This is a genomic window from Bdellovibrio sp. SBM16, assembly GCF_056175625.1.
This window is the reverse complement of sequence record NZ_JBJKJG010000007.1, coordinates 124864-139465: the sequence shown is the minus strand read 5'-3', so window position 1 is coordinate 139465 and position 14602 is coordinate 124864. Positions and strand designations below refer to the sequence as shown.

Here is a 14602-nt window from a genome sequence, read left to right as displayed (position 1 = left end):
GGGGTAAGCTGAAGCTATGATCAACAGGTTAAGTCTACGGGCGTTAGATTTTCAATCTTCAATTGTGCAATTTACCTATGGCTGGTTTAATTTTTGTTATGCTCAGCTCATTGGTCATTTCATCTAGCTCAAATGCTGTAAAATATAGCTCGCTTTTCAGGTCCCTCGGGGTTGAGGTTTCGTACTTAATTTTAGATCACAGTAAAAATACAGCCTTTGCAGCCTTTGATCAGCACCGGATGTACCATAACGGCGTCGTTCATTATTTTAACCCAGAGGATAATTCGGTTCATGCCCATCAACAGAATTACCGGTTAACCGAGGGGTTTATCCAGCGACTAAAAGATTATTTCTTAGAAGATTTAAATCTCAGCAAAGAGCTGCCGCCGTCGCTGGTTATATCTGATTCCAACGATCCCATTCAGTTTTTTGTCAAAGAAGATGTCGTGGATTTGAAATTTAATAAGCAAGCTAAGAATATTCAGCTCGAAATCAAAAACAAAGGGCTGGTAAGTTTTGATCATTTGTTTATCGAGCAGACGGATTCCTGTCTGGAGTTTGTCAAAGAAAAATCAGCGCCACTCGTTAAAAGCTCGGATAGGTCGGATCTGATTTGGGTAAGCTACAATTACAAGATGTCGGCTGACTTTACCCGTGAAGATTTCTGGTATCTGGAAGACCGCAACTACCAGTCAATTTTTGATAATTGTTTTTACCTGCAGCCGCGGGACGGCCAGCTAAGTATCTGGACTCTGATCCCCCAGCATCAATATTTAAATCAACAATTTCATCATGATTTTCAAGATCGTTTGCGTAAAAAAATTGAGTCGCGGTTTGGTTTTGCCAGTCTGTCGTTTGTAAGCCTTGCCGATTACACCCTGCACGTAGCTAACAGCCATAAACTACAGGTCAATGCTAACGCTCGTGTTTCTGGCTTTCCGTGCTTTAGTTTTTACTCAAGCCAGAATGTTTACAAATGGTTTAATCAGTTTTCGCGTGAATTTAATAAAAAGCATAAAGTTAAAAGTGCAGATCAAAGGGTTTAATTAATGATTAGTCGATATCAAACCGAAGAAATGAAAAATATTTTTCAAGAAGAAAATAGATTTCACTACATGCTACAGGTAGAAACGGTTGTGGCTGAAGTGCAGAGCCAGAAGGGTTTGATTCCGGTTAAGGCCTATCAGGATATTAAGAAAAAAAGCCGGATTAATCTGGCCCGCATTTTGGAGATCGAAAAAACGACCAAGCATGATGTGATTGCTTTTGTCAGCCAGGTCGCGGAAACGGTTGGGCCAAACGGCCGCTTTATTCACTTCGGTCTGACCAGTTCAGATGTGTTAGATACTGCTCTGAGCTTGCAGATGTCGGCAGCTTTTGACGTTCTCGAAGCAGAGATTAAATTATTGAAGGCCACGCTGAAAAGATTGATCAAAAAGCATGAAAAAACAGTATGTGCCGGACGTACCCATGGAATCTTTGCCGAAATCACGACCTTCGGTTTTAAGCTGGCCGGCTTTTATTCGGAAATATCGCGCGCAGAGACTCGTATTAAAAAGGCGCATCAGCAATTTAAAATCTGTAAACTTTCAGGTGCTGTGGGTACATCGGCATCATTTGATATGGATATCGAAGCCGAGGTTGCTAAAAAGTTAGGGCTTACAGTTGAGCCCTTTGCCACCCAGGTGATTCCACGTGACCGGCACGCCGAAGTGTTTATGTCTTTGGCCTATTTGGCGGCAGGTCTAGAACGCCTGGCTATTGAGCTAAGGCACTTGCAGCGCAGTGAGGTTTCAGAAGTTATCGAAGGTTTTACGCCGGGCCAGAAGGGGTCGTCGGCGATGCCGCATAAGAAAAATCCGATCAGTGCCGAAAATATCACGGGCCTTGCACGTTTGATCAAAGGCTATGCCTGGACTGCATTTGAAAATATTCCGCTTTGGCATGAACGCGATATTTCTCACTCTTCAAATGAACGTGTTATTTTTGCAGATAGTTTTACGGCGACTCACTATATCGTTCGCCGCATGAATACTTTGTTATCCGGGTTGTTTGTTGATAGCGAGAAAATGTTAAACAATTCTCATCTGTTAGGCGGTGTACTTTACAGTTCGCATTTATTATTACACCTGGTCGAGAAACATAATTTTTCTCGTGAAGAGGCCTATGCTGTTATCCAAAAATTAGCCCATGGTCTGACAAGCGGTGCGCATTTAAAAGATGCGATCGTTAAAGATAAAGCGGTTAAAAAGTATTTTTCAGATAAAGATTTAAAAACATTATTCTCCGGTGATCGTTACACCGATGCAATTCAGAAAAGATTAAAGAAGTATGAAAAAGTCATCTCGTAAATCAGCAAAAACAGACACCTTTTTTCTTAAGCGTGGCGATATCGTTGATATCGTTGCGCCGGCCTCGGCCTGTTCTGAAGAAAATTTTCGTTTGGGGGTTAAGTGGATTGAAAGTATGGGGTTTAAGCCGCGCTTTAATCCGCATATCTTGCAGCCAGATTTATACCTCTCTAATTCGGACAGCTTCCGGTTTCAGGATTTAAAAAAAGCCCTCTACGCCAAAGATTCAAAAGCGATCTGGTGTTTACGCGGCGGTTACGGCAGCTTTCGTCTCTGGCCGGAAATGCTAAAGCTCAAGAAAAAAGCGCCGCCTAAACTGTTTATTGGTTTAAGCGACATCACCAGTATGCACCAGTTTTTGAATCAAAAATGGGGATGGCCATCTTTACATGGGTCACTGCTTGACCGTGTCGGGCAAAACAAATTGCCTGCAGCGGTAGAAGCTGAACTTATTCAAACGATTACCGGCGAGAAAAACGCTGTATCGTTTACTGATTTGACCGCGATGAATGCGGCAGCAAAAAAGCGCAAAGTCATTAAAGGTACGGTGCGCGGTGGAAATCTTTGCACCTTCATGGTTTCTGTCGGAACCAAGTTGCACCCAAAGTATCAGAAAAAAGATAACGTGATTTTGTTTTTTGAAGATATCGGCGAGCGGGGGTATAAAATTGACCGCTTTTTGCAGCACCTAAGCCAGGCCGGTGTTTTTACCAATGTAGCGGCCGTGGTGTTTGGTGATTTTACCGATGGTTTAGAAGCCAACGGGCAAAGTCTGGTGCAGGAAACATTGCTGCGTTTTGCTCAACAAACCAAGATCCCGGTTTTTTCAGGAGTAGAGTCCGGCCACGCCGTCGTCCAGCGTCCGTTATTTTTTAATACGCGTGCAGTGCTAACTTGTGACAAAAAACCTAACATGGTAGTTTATTCTTATGCGCCATAACAGTATTGAACGTGCTTTAATCGAAAAACTTCAGATTGCAATTCAGGATGTGACTCCCGGGGTTGTTGTACGCGCCTATCATCACGGCCGTATGATTTGTGATATTCAGGTTGGACAAACTTTTCCTATCTATGATCTGGCTTCTTTAACCAAAGTTATTTTTACGCAGCAATCCATGATGCGGGCTTACGACCAGGGCTTGTGGAATTTAGAAACCAAAGTAAAAGACATTCTTCCGGATTTTGCTTTTGCCCAGATGAAGGTCACCGAGCTTCTGACTCATACATCAGGTCTAGAGTGGTGGCGTCCGTTCTATAAAGATATCCGCTTAAATGATTCTTGGCAGACTAAACGCCTGTGGTTGTTTAAAGAGATTAATAACACCGAGTTGAAGCCGACCGGCAAGGCCGTGTACTCAGATTTAGGATTTATGACTCTGGGTTTTATCCTTGAAGCTTTTTATAAGAAAGATCTTCTGCAGGTTTGGCAAGAAGCTAAAAACGATTTCTATCCGACCACATCCCTGGATTTTCATGTTGATAATGTGCCGCTAAACGATATCAGTCATTATGCTCCAACTGAGGAGTGTCCGTTTCGGCATAAAGTCATGCGCGGCGAAGTCCATGATGAAAATACATGGGCACTGGGAGGCGTTTCTTCGCATGCCGGACTGTTTGGTTCCATCGATGACGTATCAGCTTTTGGCTTGAATTTGCGCTCTCAGCTACACGGAATTGCAAGGTATAAGATCAAACAAAAGACTGCGCAGTTATTTGCGGCCCGTGCGATCGATCAAGAAGTCGGGGATTGGGCAATGGGCTATATGATGCCTTCAATTGAAAACGCAAGTTGTGGCCCGCATTTTTCGATTCATTCGATCGGACATACCGGCTTTACCGGAACATCGTTTTGGTATGACCCCCGTCAGGATTTACTGGTATTAGCTTTAAGTAATCGTGTAAATTACGGCCGTGAAAACCGCGCCTATGTGCAACTGCGTCCTCAGATTCATTCTTGGATTTACGAGGCGATTAAACGAACAATTTAGTAAAAATTATTTTAACCCATCTAAAAGGATTTAGATAATGGCTCAGCAAAGTTTAAAATCAATCAAACCGGGTTCTCATGTTCATTTAATGGGAATCTGTGGTACGGCAATGGCCTCATTGGCAGGGCTATTAAAAGATAAAGGGTATAAGGTAACCGGCAGCGACTCAAATCCTTATCCGCCAATGTCGACTCAGCTTGAGAGTTTAGGAATCCAGATTCAAAAACCGTATAGTAAAGTGAATCTTACCCCTAAGCCCGACTTTGTTATTGTCGGAAACGTTATTTCAGCCAGCAATGAAGAGGCACAAGAAATGGTTAAGCTGGATATCCCTTACTGTTCACTGCCGCAAGCCATGGGCGAGTTTATTATTGATGAGCGTATATCTTATGTGATCTCTGGAACGCACGGAAAAACGACGACTACATCTTTGATGTCTTGGGTGTTGGATCAAGCCGGGTTTGAACCGGGTTTTTTAATTGGTGGAATCGCAAAAAACTTTTCGCAAAGTTTTAGAAATCCGAAGCAGAATGTGTTTGTTATCGAAGGAGATGAATACGATACGGCGTACTTTGATAAAGTTCCGAAATTTATTCACTACCGTCCTCATAATGTGATTTTAACTTCGGTTGAATTTGATCATGCTGATATCTATGCAGATTTTGCAGCCGTTAAGGCCGCGTTCTTGCGTTTAATGAAACTCATACCAGACAACGGCAATTTTGTTTTCTGGGGTGATGATAAAAACGTTTGTGAAGTGGCTGATCACTGCAAGATTAAAAATAAATTTTCATACGGTTTTGGTAAATCTAATAATTTTGTCTGTGAAGTTCTGGAAGAAACTGAAGGCTATACCAAGTTTTCAGTGACACATAACGGTGAAAAGCTGGCTGATTTTGTCACAACCATGACCGGTCGTTATAATATTTTAAATGCGACGGCGGTCGTGGCCCAGGCTTTTGCTAACCAGCTGCCGCTTGATGGTGTGATGAAAGGTTTATCTACGTTTGCCGGCGTAAAGCGCCGTCAGGATGTGTTAGGTGAGCCGGGCGGGATCCTGGTGATCGAAGATTTTGCACATCATCCGACCGCAGTTAAAGAAACGGTGCTGGCAATTCAGAATAAATATAAAAACCGCAAAGTGTTTTCAGTTTTTGAACCGCGCTCTGCGACGTCTCGGCGTAAAGTATTTCAAAAAGATTACGTCGATGCGTTCAGTGAAGGCCATGAAGTCATTATCGCCGAAGCCTTTGATCAGGGTAAGATTGCCGAGACCGACCGTTTTTCTTCAGCAGAACTTGTAGCTGATTTAAAAAAGAAGAATAAGCCGGCGCACGTGATGGCCTCTGCCGATGACATCGTTAAGTATTTAAAACAAACGGCCAAGCCAAAAGATGTTATCTTGATTATGTCAAACGGTGGCTTTGACGGAATTTATCAAAAGCTTTTTGCAGCTTTAGGGTAAAACAGATGCAGCCAATCAAATACTCGCTTTTAAACATTAATGATGAAGCTGAGTTACGATCGGTAGCCTACATTCATGAGAGCGCTCCGCAGAACTGGGATCCGCACCACAAAGTAACTGAGGCCAGGGTGATATTCTGGGTCGAAGAATTAAAAAAAATGGCATTTGGAACAACGGCCTGGCTGATGGTTGCTAAAAACCCAAAACATCAAGTCATCGGTATGCACTGGTTGGTGTTGGAAGAAAAACATAGTCAGCTGCGCGGACATATTTATTCACTCTGGGTGCATGATGATTACCGAAAAAACGGCATAGGATCTGAACTTAAAAAACGCGGTGAAGACTGGGCTAAATCTCAGGGCGCAAAACTTATCAGCACGCAGGTTTATTATTCCAATCAGAAGATGATCGCTTTTAATCAAAAATTAGGCTTTATTCCGCAGCAACTTGAGATGATAAAGCCACTTAAATAAGCACCCATAATACGCACAGCAAAAAAAGGCAAAAACCACCTATTTACATTGAAACTTTATAGGCCCTTTTTTACACCTTATAATTGGACTTTATCAGAGGTAAAACGTGGCTAAAAAAGACGGCGAATTAACACCCCTAATGAAACAGTTTTGGGATATTAAATCCATGCATCAAGATAAGATCTTGCTTTTTCGCATGGGTGATTTTTTTGAAATGTTTTATGACGATGCGGTTAAGGCTGCGCCGATCTTAGGAATCACGTTAACGCAAAGAAATAAAAAATCCGAAGATCAAACCCCGATGTGCGGTGTTCCCCATCATTCAATTTCTGGTCCGATCAATAAGCTGTTGGCCGCGGGTTTAAAGATTGCAATCTGCGACCAGATCGAAGATCCGAAATTAGCTAAAGGTTTGGTTAAACGTGCGGTAACCCGCATTTTAACTCCAGGTATGGTTTATGATTCGGACACGTTAGAATCAACGCAAAGCCACTACATTACAGCTCTTGATGCCCAGTCGGTAAGTTTTATTGATACCACAACCGGTGAAGCGTTTTATTTTTTAGTAGCTGATTTAACGGCTCAGTTAAAATTAATACAGATTCTTCCGGTGGCAGAGCTCGTGCTTGATGATTCACAATTTACTGCTGAACAGCTTGAGATCATTAAAAAGTCGCTACCGTTAGTTACAAATTTTAAAGTTGCAGATAAAGTTTTACCTAATTCCCCGGCATCGGCTGATTTATTACAGCAATATGTCTTAAGTCTGGCTGATGAAAAAATTCAAAAAGTTCTAAAGCCATTTGTTCAGCGTGAAACTGAGCACCGGTTAAATCTATCAACGCAAACATTACGTCACCTTGAGATCTTTTCTACCTACAAAGGGGATGAGCAGGGTTCGTTATTTCAGGCTATTAACCGCACGAAGACATCTTCAGGAGCCCGCTTATTGCGGCAATGGATTTTATTTCCGCTACGCAATAAACAAGCTATCGAAAAGCGCTTAGACCTAATTCATTTCTTCCGTGAAGATATGTATTTGCTTAAAAAACTACGTGAGATTTTATCCGGTATGGGTGATATCGAACGTCGCATGTCTAAGATCGCACAGCCGCAATGTAATGCCCGCGATTTAACAAGTCTTGCAACTTCGGTCGATTACGCTCTGGATGCTTTCGCGAAATCTAAGAATATCCTCGCATCGCAAATCAATACCGAAGTGTTAACGGCTTTAGCCAGCGAAATTAAAGCCACGATTTTAGAAGATGCGCCGCTAACACTTAAACAGGGCTTTCTTATTCAAAAAGGTGTGTCCGCAGAACTTGATGAATTAATCGAATTATCGACTAATGCACAGGCACACATTGAAAACCTTGAAGCTAAAGAAAAAGAAGCTACAGGCATTAACTCGCTTAAAATCCGCTATAACAATGTGTTTGGTTACTATATCGAGATCACACATTTACACAAAGATAAGGTGCCAGGCCATTATCAGCGCAAACAAACGTTAGCCAATGCAGAGCGCTTTTGTACGGATGAGTTAATTGAATTAGAGAAAAAGGTCTTATCTGCGCAGACTAAGCGTAATGACTTAGAGTTTGCCATCTTTGATGCCTTAAGAAATAAAGTTTTAAATACAGCGAGCGAGCTTTTAAAACTTGCGAGCTACTGTGCAGAGTTAGATGTTCTATCAGGGCTTTCGTGGTTATCGTTAGAAGAAAGTTATTGCCGTCCGGTATTTGCAGCAACTGGTGAACTAAAACTTATCCAGTCCCGCCATCCAGTGGTTGAACAATTTCAACGTGGTAAATTCGTAGCTAATAACATCACTCTGGATAAAAACGACTGTTACCTGATCACTGGCCCGAATATGGCCGGTAAATCGACTTTAATGCGTCAAGTGGCCTTAACGGCATTACTTGCTCAGATGGGGTCATACGTTCCAGCCACTGAAGCCACTTTGCCATTGTACGACTCTATTTTTACCCGAATCGGCGCGAGTGATCAGTTATCAGAAGGTCTTTCAACATTTATGGTTGAAATGACAGAAACAGCAGCGATGTTAAAACAGGCCACGCCGAATTCACTCTTGATCCTGGATGAAGTTGGTCGCGGTACCGCTACGTTTGATGGTCTTTGTTTGGCGCAAAGTATTTTAGAGCATATTTTAAACAACGTTAAATCGCAGGTCTTTTTTGCCACTCATTACCATGAGTTAACTTCGATGGATCAAGTTTTTGCACAGGTTAAAAACGTGCATATGAAGATTCATGATCACGGCGGTAAAATCGAATTTTTACATATCTTAAACTTCGGTCCGGCAGGGCAAAGTTACGGGGTGCAGGTCGCTGAACTTGCGGGGCTTCCTAAGTCAATCACCGACAGGGCAAAATCATTACTGGCGAATTTAGAAAATAAAAAAGTAGTCCTTGAAGCGCCAGCGCCGCAAGCAGCAAAAAATGAAAAACCAACAAAATCGACAAACCAGCTATCGCTGTTTGATAAGCCTGCTATTGATCCAAAGGCCGAGGCTTTGATGAATGAGTTAAAACAGCTTTCAATCTCAAACACATCGCCGTTACAGGCGTTAAACCAGATTGCTAAATGGCAAGAGCAGCTTAATTAGCTGCTCTTTGAACTCATAGTTTATTGAGCTGAGAATAAAAAAAAGAGCAGCTTTATCGGCTGCTCTTTTTTATTAGTAATTTAATTATATATTAATTCTTGGCGTTTTTTGGAGCTGGATCGTTTTTTGCGCCCGCTTTTGTGCCTACGTGGGTTCTCCAGTTGTACTCATCACCTTTGATATAGCGGTTTGCCCAGTCGTCCCATTTACGTTTAGGAAGCTTATGGACCACGTTGCCTTTGTCGTCGAAAATTTCAGGATCTTTACCGAAAAGCACATCGCCAATTGTTTTTAAAATACCCATAGGATCTCCGTTATAGAGACCATCATAACTACATTTTTGGATTAGCGCAAATATCAATGTATTCTAGACCTTTTTCTTCGCCTGGGTATTCGCCATTGGTAAGTTTTTGGAAGCATGATTTTGACGCAACTTTGAAGGCTTCTTGTTTTGTTTCTGCCTGTAATGTAAGCGTGAAAGCGTCTTTTGCTTTTGGTTTGTAGGTAAAAGACCACGATTTCGGAGCCGCGAAGGAAGTCGAACCTAATGCTGTTACTAGGGTGATAAGTAGTAATGTTGTTTTCATACAGTGCTCCTTTGTTTTTAAAGCTCGTCGTATATAGGAGTTATATCCAATCGCTGTGCCAATAGACCGGTTCAGGTTGATCCAGTTTAAGCAAATAGGGTGGATTTGACCCTGTAAGGGGTGTTAGTTTAATAACAGGTGTAGGAACGGGCATAACACCCGTCTCAAAGTGAGAGTATGGCATTTAAACAGGTTTTGCCCGAGGTCTATCAAAAATTTTTAGACCGAAAAATTTTAAATCTCGATATCGCAGAAACAAAAGCGACCTGTGATAATTGCCTGCGCGCCCGAGACAAAAGATTTCCTTATAGCTATGAGGCCAATTTAAAATGTTGTACTTTTGTTCCGTTTATCCCTAATTTTGCCGTCGGCGGGATTTTAGCACAAAAATTAGATGGGCATAAAGTCATTGAAAAAATGATCGAAGAAAGCCGGTTTGCTCTACCGCTTGGTATTTTTCCTGACTTTGATTACCAGTATCGTTTTATCAATAAAAAACAGCACGACTTCGGTAATCGTAAAGATTTGTTGTGCCACTACTACGACACAGAAAAAAACCGCTGCAGCATCTGGGAGTTTCGTGGTGTTGTTTGCACGACGTTTTTCTGCCGCAGTGATTACGGAAAATCTGGCCAAAATCTATGGACAGAAATGAAGGAGTATTTAAGCTACGTCGAGATGGCCTTAGCTGAAGATTGCCTGGTGATGAAGGATTTTTCGCCCCGGGATATCTCGGATCAGCTCGTGTTTTTGAATAAACGTGAATTTAGCAAAGCCGAAAAAACTTTAAAATCAATCCCAGCAAATGACTTAAAACCATTCTGGAACGGGTATAAAGACGTGCAAGAGTTTTATCTGTCTTGCTATGAGCTTGTTCAAAAACAAACGCGTAAATCTTTCCGCGAAATTTTAGGTGAACAAGGTTTGAATTTAGAAAAAAGAGTGATAGAAAGTTACCTATGTCTATCGAAGTAAAAGCTCAGGAAATGGTGGCCCAGTTTGCAAAAATCACTGACTGGGAACAGAAATACGAAAAATTAATTGAGCTTGGAAAAGCCTGGCCGGGCATTCCGGAAGACCTAAAAACAGAAGATTTAAAAGTTAAAGGCTGTCAGTCGCAGGTGTGGATTAAGGCCGACTTAAAAGACGGTAAAGTTTTTTTTATCGGCGATAGTGATGCGATTATCGTACGTGGGTTAGTAGCTCTAGTTTTATCGGTCTATTCGGGGCAAACTCCCTCAGATATCATTAAATATGACGCGGGATTTTTAAAGGATATAGGTCTTGATTCAGGACTGTCTCCTTCTCGTACAAATGGCTTATATTCGATGATAAAACAAATTAAATACTACGCGACAGCTTTTGCCTATTTACTTTCGAAACAATAGCCCCTACCATAATTATTATGAAACTTATTTTATCACTATGGATTGTGATCTCGTTTTGTATTGCCGCGGAAGCTGGACGTATCCGCATGCGCAAAGTTAAAGATGCCCCAAAAGTATGCTCAGTGATGGAAGAAGATAAGCTTTTATCGCGCGGTAATAAGCGTATTTTTGGAACTTTAAGAAACAGCGTTATTTTAGAAAACGATATTTCTATCGTGAACGATCTGGGAAAAAAAATCTGCCAATGGCCAAGCGATAAATGGCAGGCTTTGGGCGATCTTTCTAAATTCACTTTTTATATCGATGAACAAAGAAATGCACTTTATCCGTATATGAAGAATGACGGGCAGTATCAGTTTGTAAAAATCAGTTTAGACGACTGCGAGCTGGGCGAGTTGCAGGCGACTGATAAACTTGAGTTGCCAAAATGTGAATCTAAGAAAAAATCCCGCCCGCGCTCCAAGCGTAAAGTGGCCAGCAACTCTCGCAGAGCTTAATTTTACTGTTTAAAAGATAAAATAAAAAAAGCGCTTAATCTGTTAAGCGCTCTTTTTTATTTTAAGCCGTGTAATGATCTTAAACTGTGGCGTAAACTTTGTGGGTATCGTCAAGATCATCAACCGCAGTTAAAAACTCTTGTACATCTTTAAGCTGCTCTTCGGTAAGTTCCGTGGTGTTGTTGGCTTTATATCCCAAGTATGATTCAGTCACAACCCAGCCGCGGCTTTTTAAAGTTTCTCCGACAGCGGCTAAGTTCTCGGATGAGGTGATGAATTCATATGAGCCATCCTCATTTTTAGAAACATCATCGGCACCAGACTCAATAGCTTCTTCGTCGATATCAAACGAGCCAGTTTTAGCAGCCACGATAAATCCACAGTGCGTAAACATCCAGGCAACCGAGCCAGATTCGCCTAAGTTACCATCGTATTTTTTAAATATCGCGCGCATTTCGGGAGCTGTTCTGTGTTTGTTATCGGTTTGGCATTCAACGATCACGCCAACACCGTGTGGGGCGTAGCCCTCGTAGGTTAATTCTTCAATTACTTTACCATCATCTAAAAGGCCTGCTCCTTTTTTGATGGCACGATCAATAGTGTCATTCGGGCAAGAGATCTTTTTAGCCATATCAATTGCCAACCGCAGGCGGGCGTTCATGTCAGGGTTGGGGCCTCCTGCTTTTGCGGCTACCGCAATCTCTCTGGCAGCTTTGGTGAACATTTGTCCTTTTTTCTGTGCGTTTTCTGTTTTGCCGGCGGCTTTCCAACCTTTACCCATGACTAGCTCCTAATTAAACTTGAAGTCGTATTAAAGGGATATGGTAATAAAAAGCCCTATACTTTGTCTAGGGATGAGCTTGCGCAAGAAGTGAATTTGGACTATTTCATTAGGCTGTTATGTGGGCATTTGCTGAAAAAAACATCTTTAAGAAAATTGAAATGGTTAAGTCGATGACCAGCTTAGAGAACAGTGTGGGGCTATCAACTGAAAATCTAGCCCCAGCCCGGGATGTCCCGGTAATGCCTTTACGCTTTCATCCGGATAAAAAAGGTCTATCAACTTCTGCCGGCCAGGCCCGTATGCTGCATGATTTGGCCAATATTGAATTGCAGGCGATGGAGTTAGGTCTTCGTACGCTCTGTGATTTTCCCGAAGCTCCACAGGCCTTTAAAGAAGAATTGTTCGCGGTCACAAAATCCGAAGCCGACCATTTAGAAATGTGCCTTATCGAAATTGAAAAGCTCGGGCACAAGTGGGGTGACTGGCCGGCCCACACGGCTTTATGGGATTGCACCAGCACTAAAGACACTTTACTTGACCGTATTCTCATAGTGCACCGCTATCTGGAAGGTAGCGGGCTGGATGCTGGCGACACTTTGATCCGTAGGTTAAAGGGAGTCGATTCAAAATCAGTTTTAATGGCCGTTGAAAGAATTAACCGTGAAGAAGTCGGGCACGTTTTATTTGGCTCAGAGTGGTATGTAAAAATCTGTAAGCAAGAAAACATCGATCCTGAAACCGATTACCCAAAACGCATGCGTGATTTGCGCTGGTCGCTTCCAAAACGCATGGAGCCGATTAATATCGATCTTCGTAAAAAAGCGGGATTTACTGACTTAGAAATTAAATATTTACAAAATCTGCGTGAATCTTTTTTAGAAAAGCATCCATCGGCTAAAAAATAGCTAAAAGGCAATTTTTTGTGTAAATGTTGAAGCGTTTAGATTTCTTCTTTATCAGTGACAAAACGCCACTGGCCTTCTGGAAGATCGCCTAGTTTCAATTTGCCGGTGCGTACGCGTTTTAGACCGTTAACTTTTAAATTAACTAATTCGCACATTCTTCGGATCTGGCGTTTTTTTCCCTCTTTCAGAACGAAACGCAATTGATCGTCGTTGATCCATTCGACTTTGGCCTGTTTCAATTTTTCGCCATCAAGTTCAAGGCCATGATTTAATAATTTTAATTTTTCCATCGGAAGCTTACCCTCAGGCCCGAGGTACTTTACGCGCACGATATATTCTTTTTCGACCTCTGAGTTTTCGCCGATAATTTTTTTTGCGATACGCCCGTCCTGGGTAAAGATCAGTAAACCTTGTGAGTCGATATCTAAGCGCCCAGTGACAGCAATATTTTTCAAATCACCAATTTTCAATCGTTGTTTGTAGGTTGGGTGATCCTTGAACTGGTTTTCCGGCGTAATTAATTTAATCGCCGGCTCGTAGCCTGGTTCCGGTTGGGCCGAGACATAACCAATTGGCTTGTTTAACATAATTGTTATTAAGCCTTTTTGCTGTTTCATCGCCTCAGCAGAAAGGGTGATTTTTACATCGGGCAGAACTTTTGTTCCGAGCTCAGTGATTTTTTCGCCGTTAACAAAGACATAGCCTTTGGCGATGTACTCATCAGCTTCTCTGCGTGAACAGATACCGCGTTCTGACATTAATTTAGATAAACGAATTGGTTCGCTCACTTGATATTGATCCCGCCATCGATGTTATGGATTGCGCCTGTTGTCCAGGTCGATTGTTCTGAACCGAAAAAGAAAATGCTTTCGGCAATAAACTCAGGCCGGCCGATTTTTTTAAGTAACTGCATGCCGGTGATACCTGAATAGATTTTATCTTTATCGCTGGCCTTGGCATGGTAAAACCCATGTATCGGGGTTTCGACAATGCCCGGGCAGATTGCATTTGCGCGAATTCCGAATTCGCCACCTTCTTGCGCCAACGCCACTGTCCAATTCACCATAGCAGCTTTTGAAGCTGAATAGGCTGAAGTGTTTGGTGCTGGCTTTACACCCAGTGTAGAAGCTACGTTAACGATCGAGCCGCGTTTGTTGGCTTTAAAAATCGGCCACAGAGCTTGCGTGATTTTAACTGAACCAAATAGGTTTACTTCAAACATTTCTTTCCAGACATCAATATTTGTATCGTCGGGTTTATTTTGTGTGTAAACACCGGCGTTATTTACTAAGATAGTCGGCTTTGAAAGCTTGGAAAGACTTGTTTGAAGTTTAGCGGCATCGAAATCCTTAAGATCCATGCTCAAGGTTTCGATTTTGATATTGATATTTCTTGCTTGGGCTTGGGCTTTAACTTTATCTAATTTTTCAGAATTTCTTCCGATCAATAGTAAATCAAAGCCTTCGCTGGCAAACTTATAAGCTGCAGCTTCGCCGATTCCGCTACCTGCACCAGTGATAACTACAGCTTCTTGCATA

The 14602-nt window shown here is 42.1% G+C and carries 16 protein-coding genes; 11 read left to right on the top strand and 5 right to left on the bottom strand.

What is annotated here, in order from left to right:
• The first annotated feature begins 77 nt into the window (after positions 1-77).
• The 7 genes from AC04MM_RS08900 (at position 78) to mutS (ending at position 8903) form a co-directional block, all read left to right on the top strand.
• Positions 78-1046 (top strand): hypothetical protein, encoded by a 969-nt coding sequence (locus AC04MM_RS08900; RefSeq protein ID WP_475379994.1) that lies wholly within the window; start codon positions 78-80, stop codon positions 1044-1046.
• Between the two features lie 3 nt (positions 1047-1049).
• A complete protein-coding gene (purB, locus tag AC04MM_RS08895; RefSeq protein ID WP_475379993.1) occupies positions 1050-2351 on the top strand; it encodes an adenylosuccinate lyase in 1302 nt (433 codons plus the stop codon).
• Positions 2332-3291, top strand: coding sequence for a S66 peptidase family protein (locus AC04MM_RS08890; RefSeq protein ID WP_475379992.1), 960 nt, complete (start codon positions 2332-2334; stop codon positions 3289-3291). The genes purB and AC04MM_RS08890 overlap by 20 nt, the downstream gene beginning before the upstream one ends.
• Positions 3281-4339: a serine hydrolase domain-containing protein gene (locus tag AC04MM_RS08885; RefSeq protein ID WP_475379991.1), complete on the top strand. Its 1059-nt coding sequence runs from the start codon at positions 3281-3283 to the stop codon at positions 4337-4339. The genes AC04MM_RS08890 and AC04MM_RS08885 overlap by 11 nt, the downstream gene beginning before the upstream one ends.
• A gap of 37 nt (positions 4340-4376) precedes the next feature.
• Positions 4377-5804 carry a UDP-N-acetylmuramate:L-alanyl-gamma-D-glutamyl-meso-diaminopimelate ligase gene (mpl, locus tag AC04MM_RS08880; RefSeq protein WP_475379990.1) on the top strand — a complete coding sequence of 476 codons (1428 nt, stop codon included), beginning with the start codon at positions 4377-4379 and terminating at the stop codon, positions 5802-5804.
• Positions 5805-5809: 5 nt separating this feature from the next.
• Positions 5810-6277: a GNAT family N-acetyltransferase gene (locus tag AC04MM_RS08875; RefSeq protein WP_475379989.1), complete on the top strand. Its 468-nt coding sequence runs from the start codon at positions 5810-5812 to the stop codon at positions 6275-6277.
• 139 nt (positions 6278-6416) lie between these two features.
• On the top strand, positions 6417-8903 hold the full coding sequence (mutS, locus tag AC04MM_RS08870) for a DNA mismatch repair protein MutS (RefSeq protein WP_475379988.1): 2487 nt from the start codon (positions 6417-6419) through the stop codon (positions 8901-8903).
• Between the two features lie 91 nt (positions 8904-8994).
• Here the strand turns inward: mutS and AC04MM_RS08865 are convergent, their stop codons facing one another.
• Positions 8995-9207, bottom strand: coding sequence for a hypothetical protein (locus AC04MM_RS08865; protein ID WP_475379987.1), 213 nt, complete (start codon positions 9205-9207; stop codon positions 8995-8997).
• Between the two features lie 28 nt (positions 9208-9235).
• Positions 9236-9490: a hypothetical protein gene (locus tag AC04MM_RS08860; RefSeq protein WP_475379986.1), complete on the bottom strand. Its 255-nt coding sequence runs from the start codon at positions 9488-9490 to the stop codon at positions 9236-9238.
• A gap of 177 nt (positions 9491-9667) precedes the next feature.
• Between AC04MM_RS08860 and AC04MM_RS08855 the strand changes: the two genes are divergently transcribed.
• Genes AC04MM_RS08855 through AC04MM_RS08845 form a run of 3 tightly spaced genes read left to right on the top strand, consistent with a single transcriptional unit; the run spans position 9668 to position 11375 of the window.
• A complete protein-coding gene (locus AC04MM_RS08855; protein WP_475379985.1) occupies positions 9668-10465 on the top strand; it encodes a hypothetical protein in 798 nt (265 codons plus the stop codon).
• On the top strand, positions 10450-10878 hold the full coding sequence (locus AC04MM_RS08850) for a SufE family protein (RefSeq protein ID WP_475379984.1): 429 nt from the start codon (positions 10450-10452) through the stop codon (positions 10876-10878). Before AC04MM_RS08855 ends, AC04MM_RS08850 begins: the two co-directional genes overlap by 16 nt.
• 17 nt (positions 10879-10895) lie before the next feature.
• The gene (locus AC04MM_RS08845) at positions 10896-11375 is read left to right on the top strand and encodes a hypothetical protein (RefSeq protein WP_475379983.1); all 480 of its coding nucleotides are present in this window, start codon (positions 10896-10898) and stop codon (positions 11373-11375) included.
• A 79-nt stretch (positions 11376-11454) separates the two neighbouring features.
• Here the strand turns inward: AC04MM_RS08845 and AC04MM_RS08840 are convergent, their stop codons facing one another.
• Entirely contained in the window at positions 11455-12156 is a 702-nt protein-coding gene (locus AC04MM_RS08840; protein WP_475379982.1) for a YebC/PmpR family DNA-binding transcriptional regulator, read from the bottom strand.
• A 119-nt stretch (positions 12157-12275) separates the two neighbouring features.
• Here AC04MM_RS08840 and AC04MM_RS08835 point away from each other — a divergent pair, with 119 nt between their 5' ends.
• Positions 12276-13064, top strand: a complete 789-nt coding sequence (locus tag AC04MM_RS08835) for a DUF455 family protein (RefSeq protein ID WP_475379981.1) — start codon at positions 12276-12278, stop codon at positions 13062-13064.
• Positions 13065-13099: 35 nt separating this feature from the next.
• Here the strand turns inward: AC04MM_RS08835 and AC04MM_RS08830 are convergent, their stop codons facing one another.
• Complete coding sequence (locus AC04MM_RS08830) at positions 13100-13852, bottom strand: pseudouridine synthase (protein WP_475379980.1); 753 nt, start codon at positions 13850-13852, stop codon at positions 13100-13102.
• On the bottom strand, positions 13849-14601 hold the full coding sequence (locus AC04MM_RS08825; protein ID WP_475379979.1) for an SDR family NAD(P)-dependent oxidoreductase: 753 nt from the start codon (positions 14599-14601) through the stop codon (positions 13849-13851). Before AC04MM_RS08825 ends, AC04MM_RS08830 begins: the two co-directional genes overlap by 4 nt.
• Position 14602: the final 1 nt, after the last annotated feature.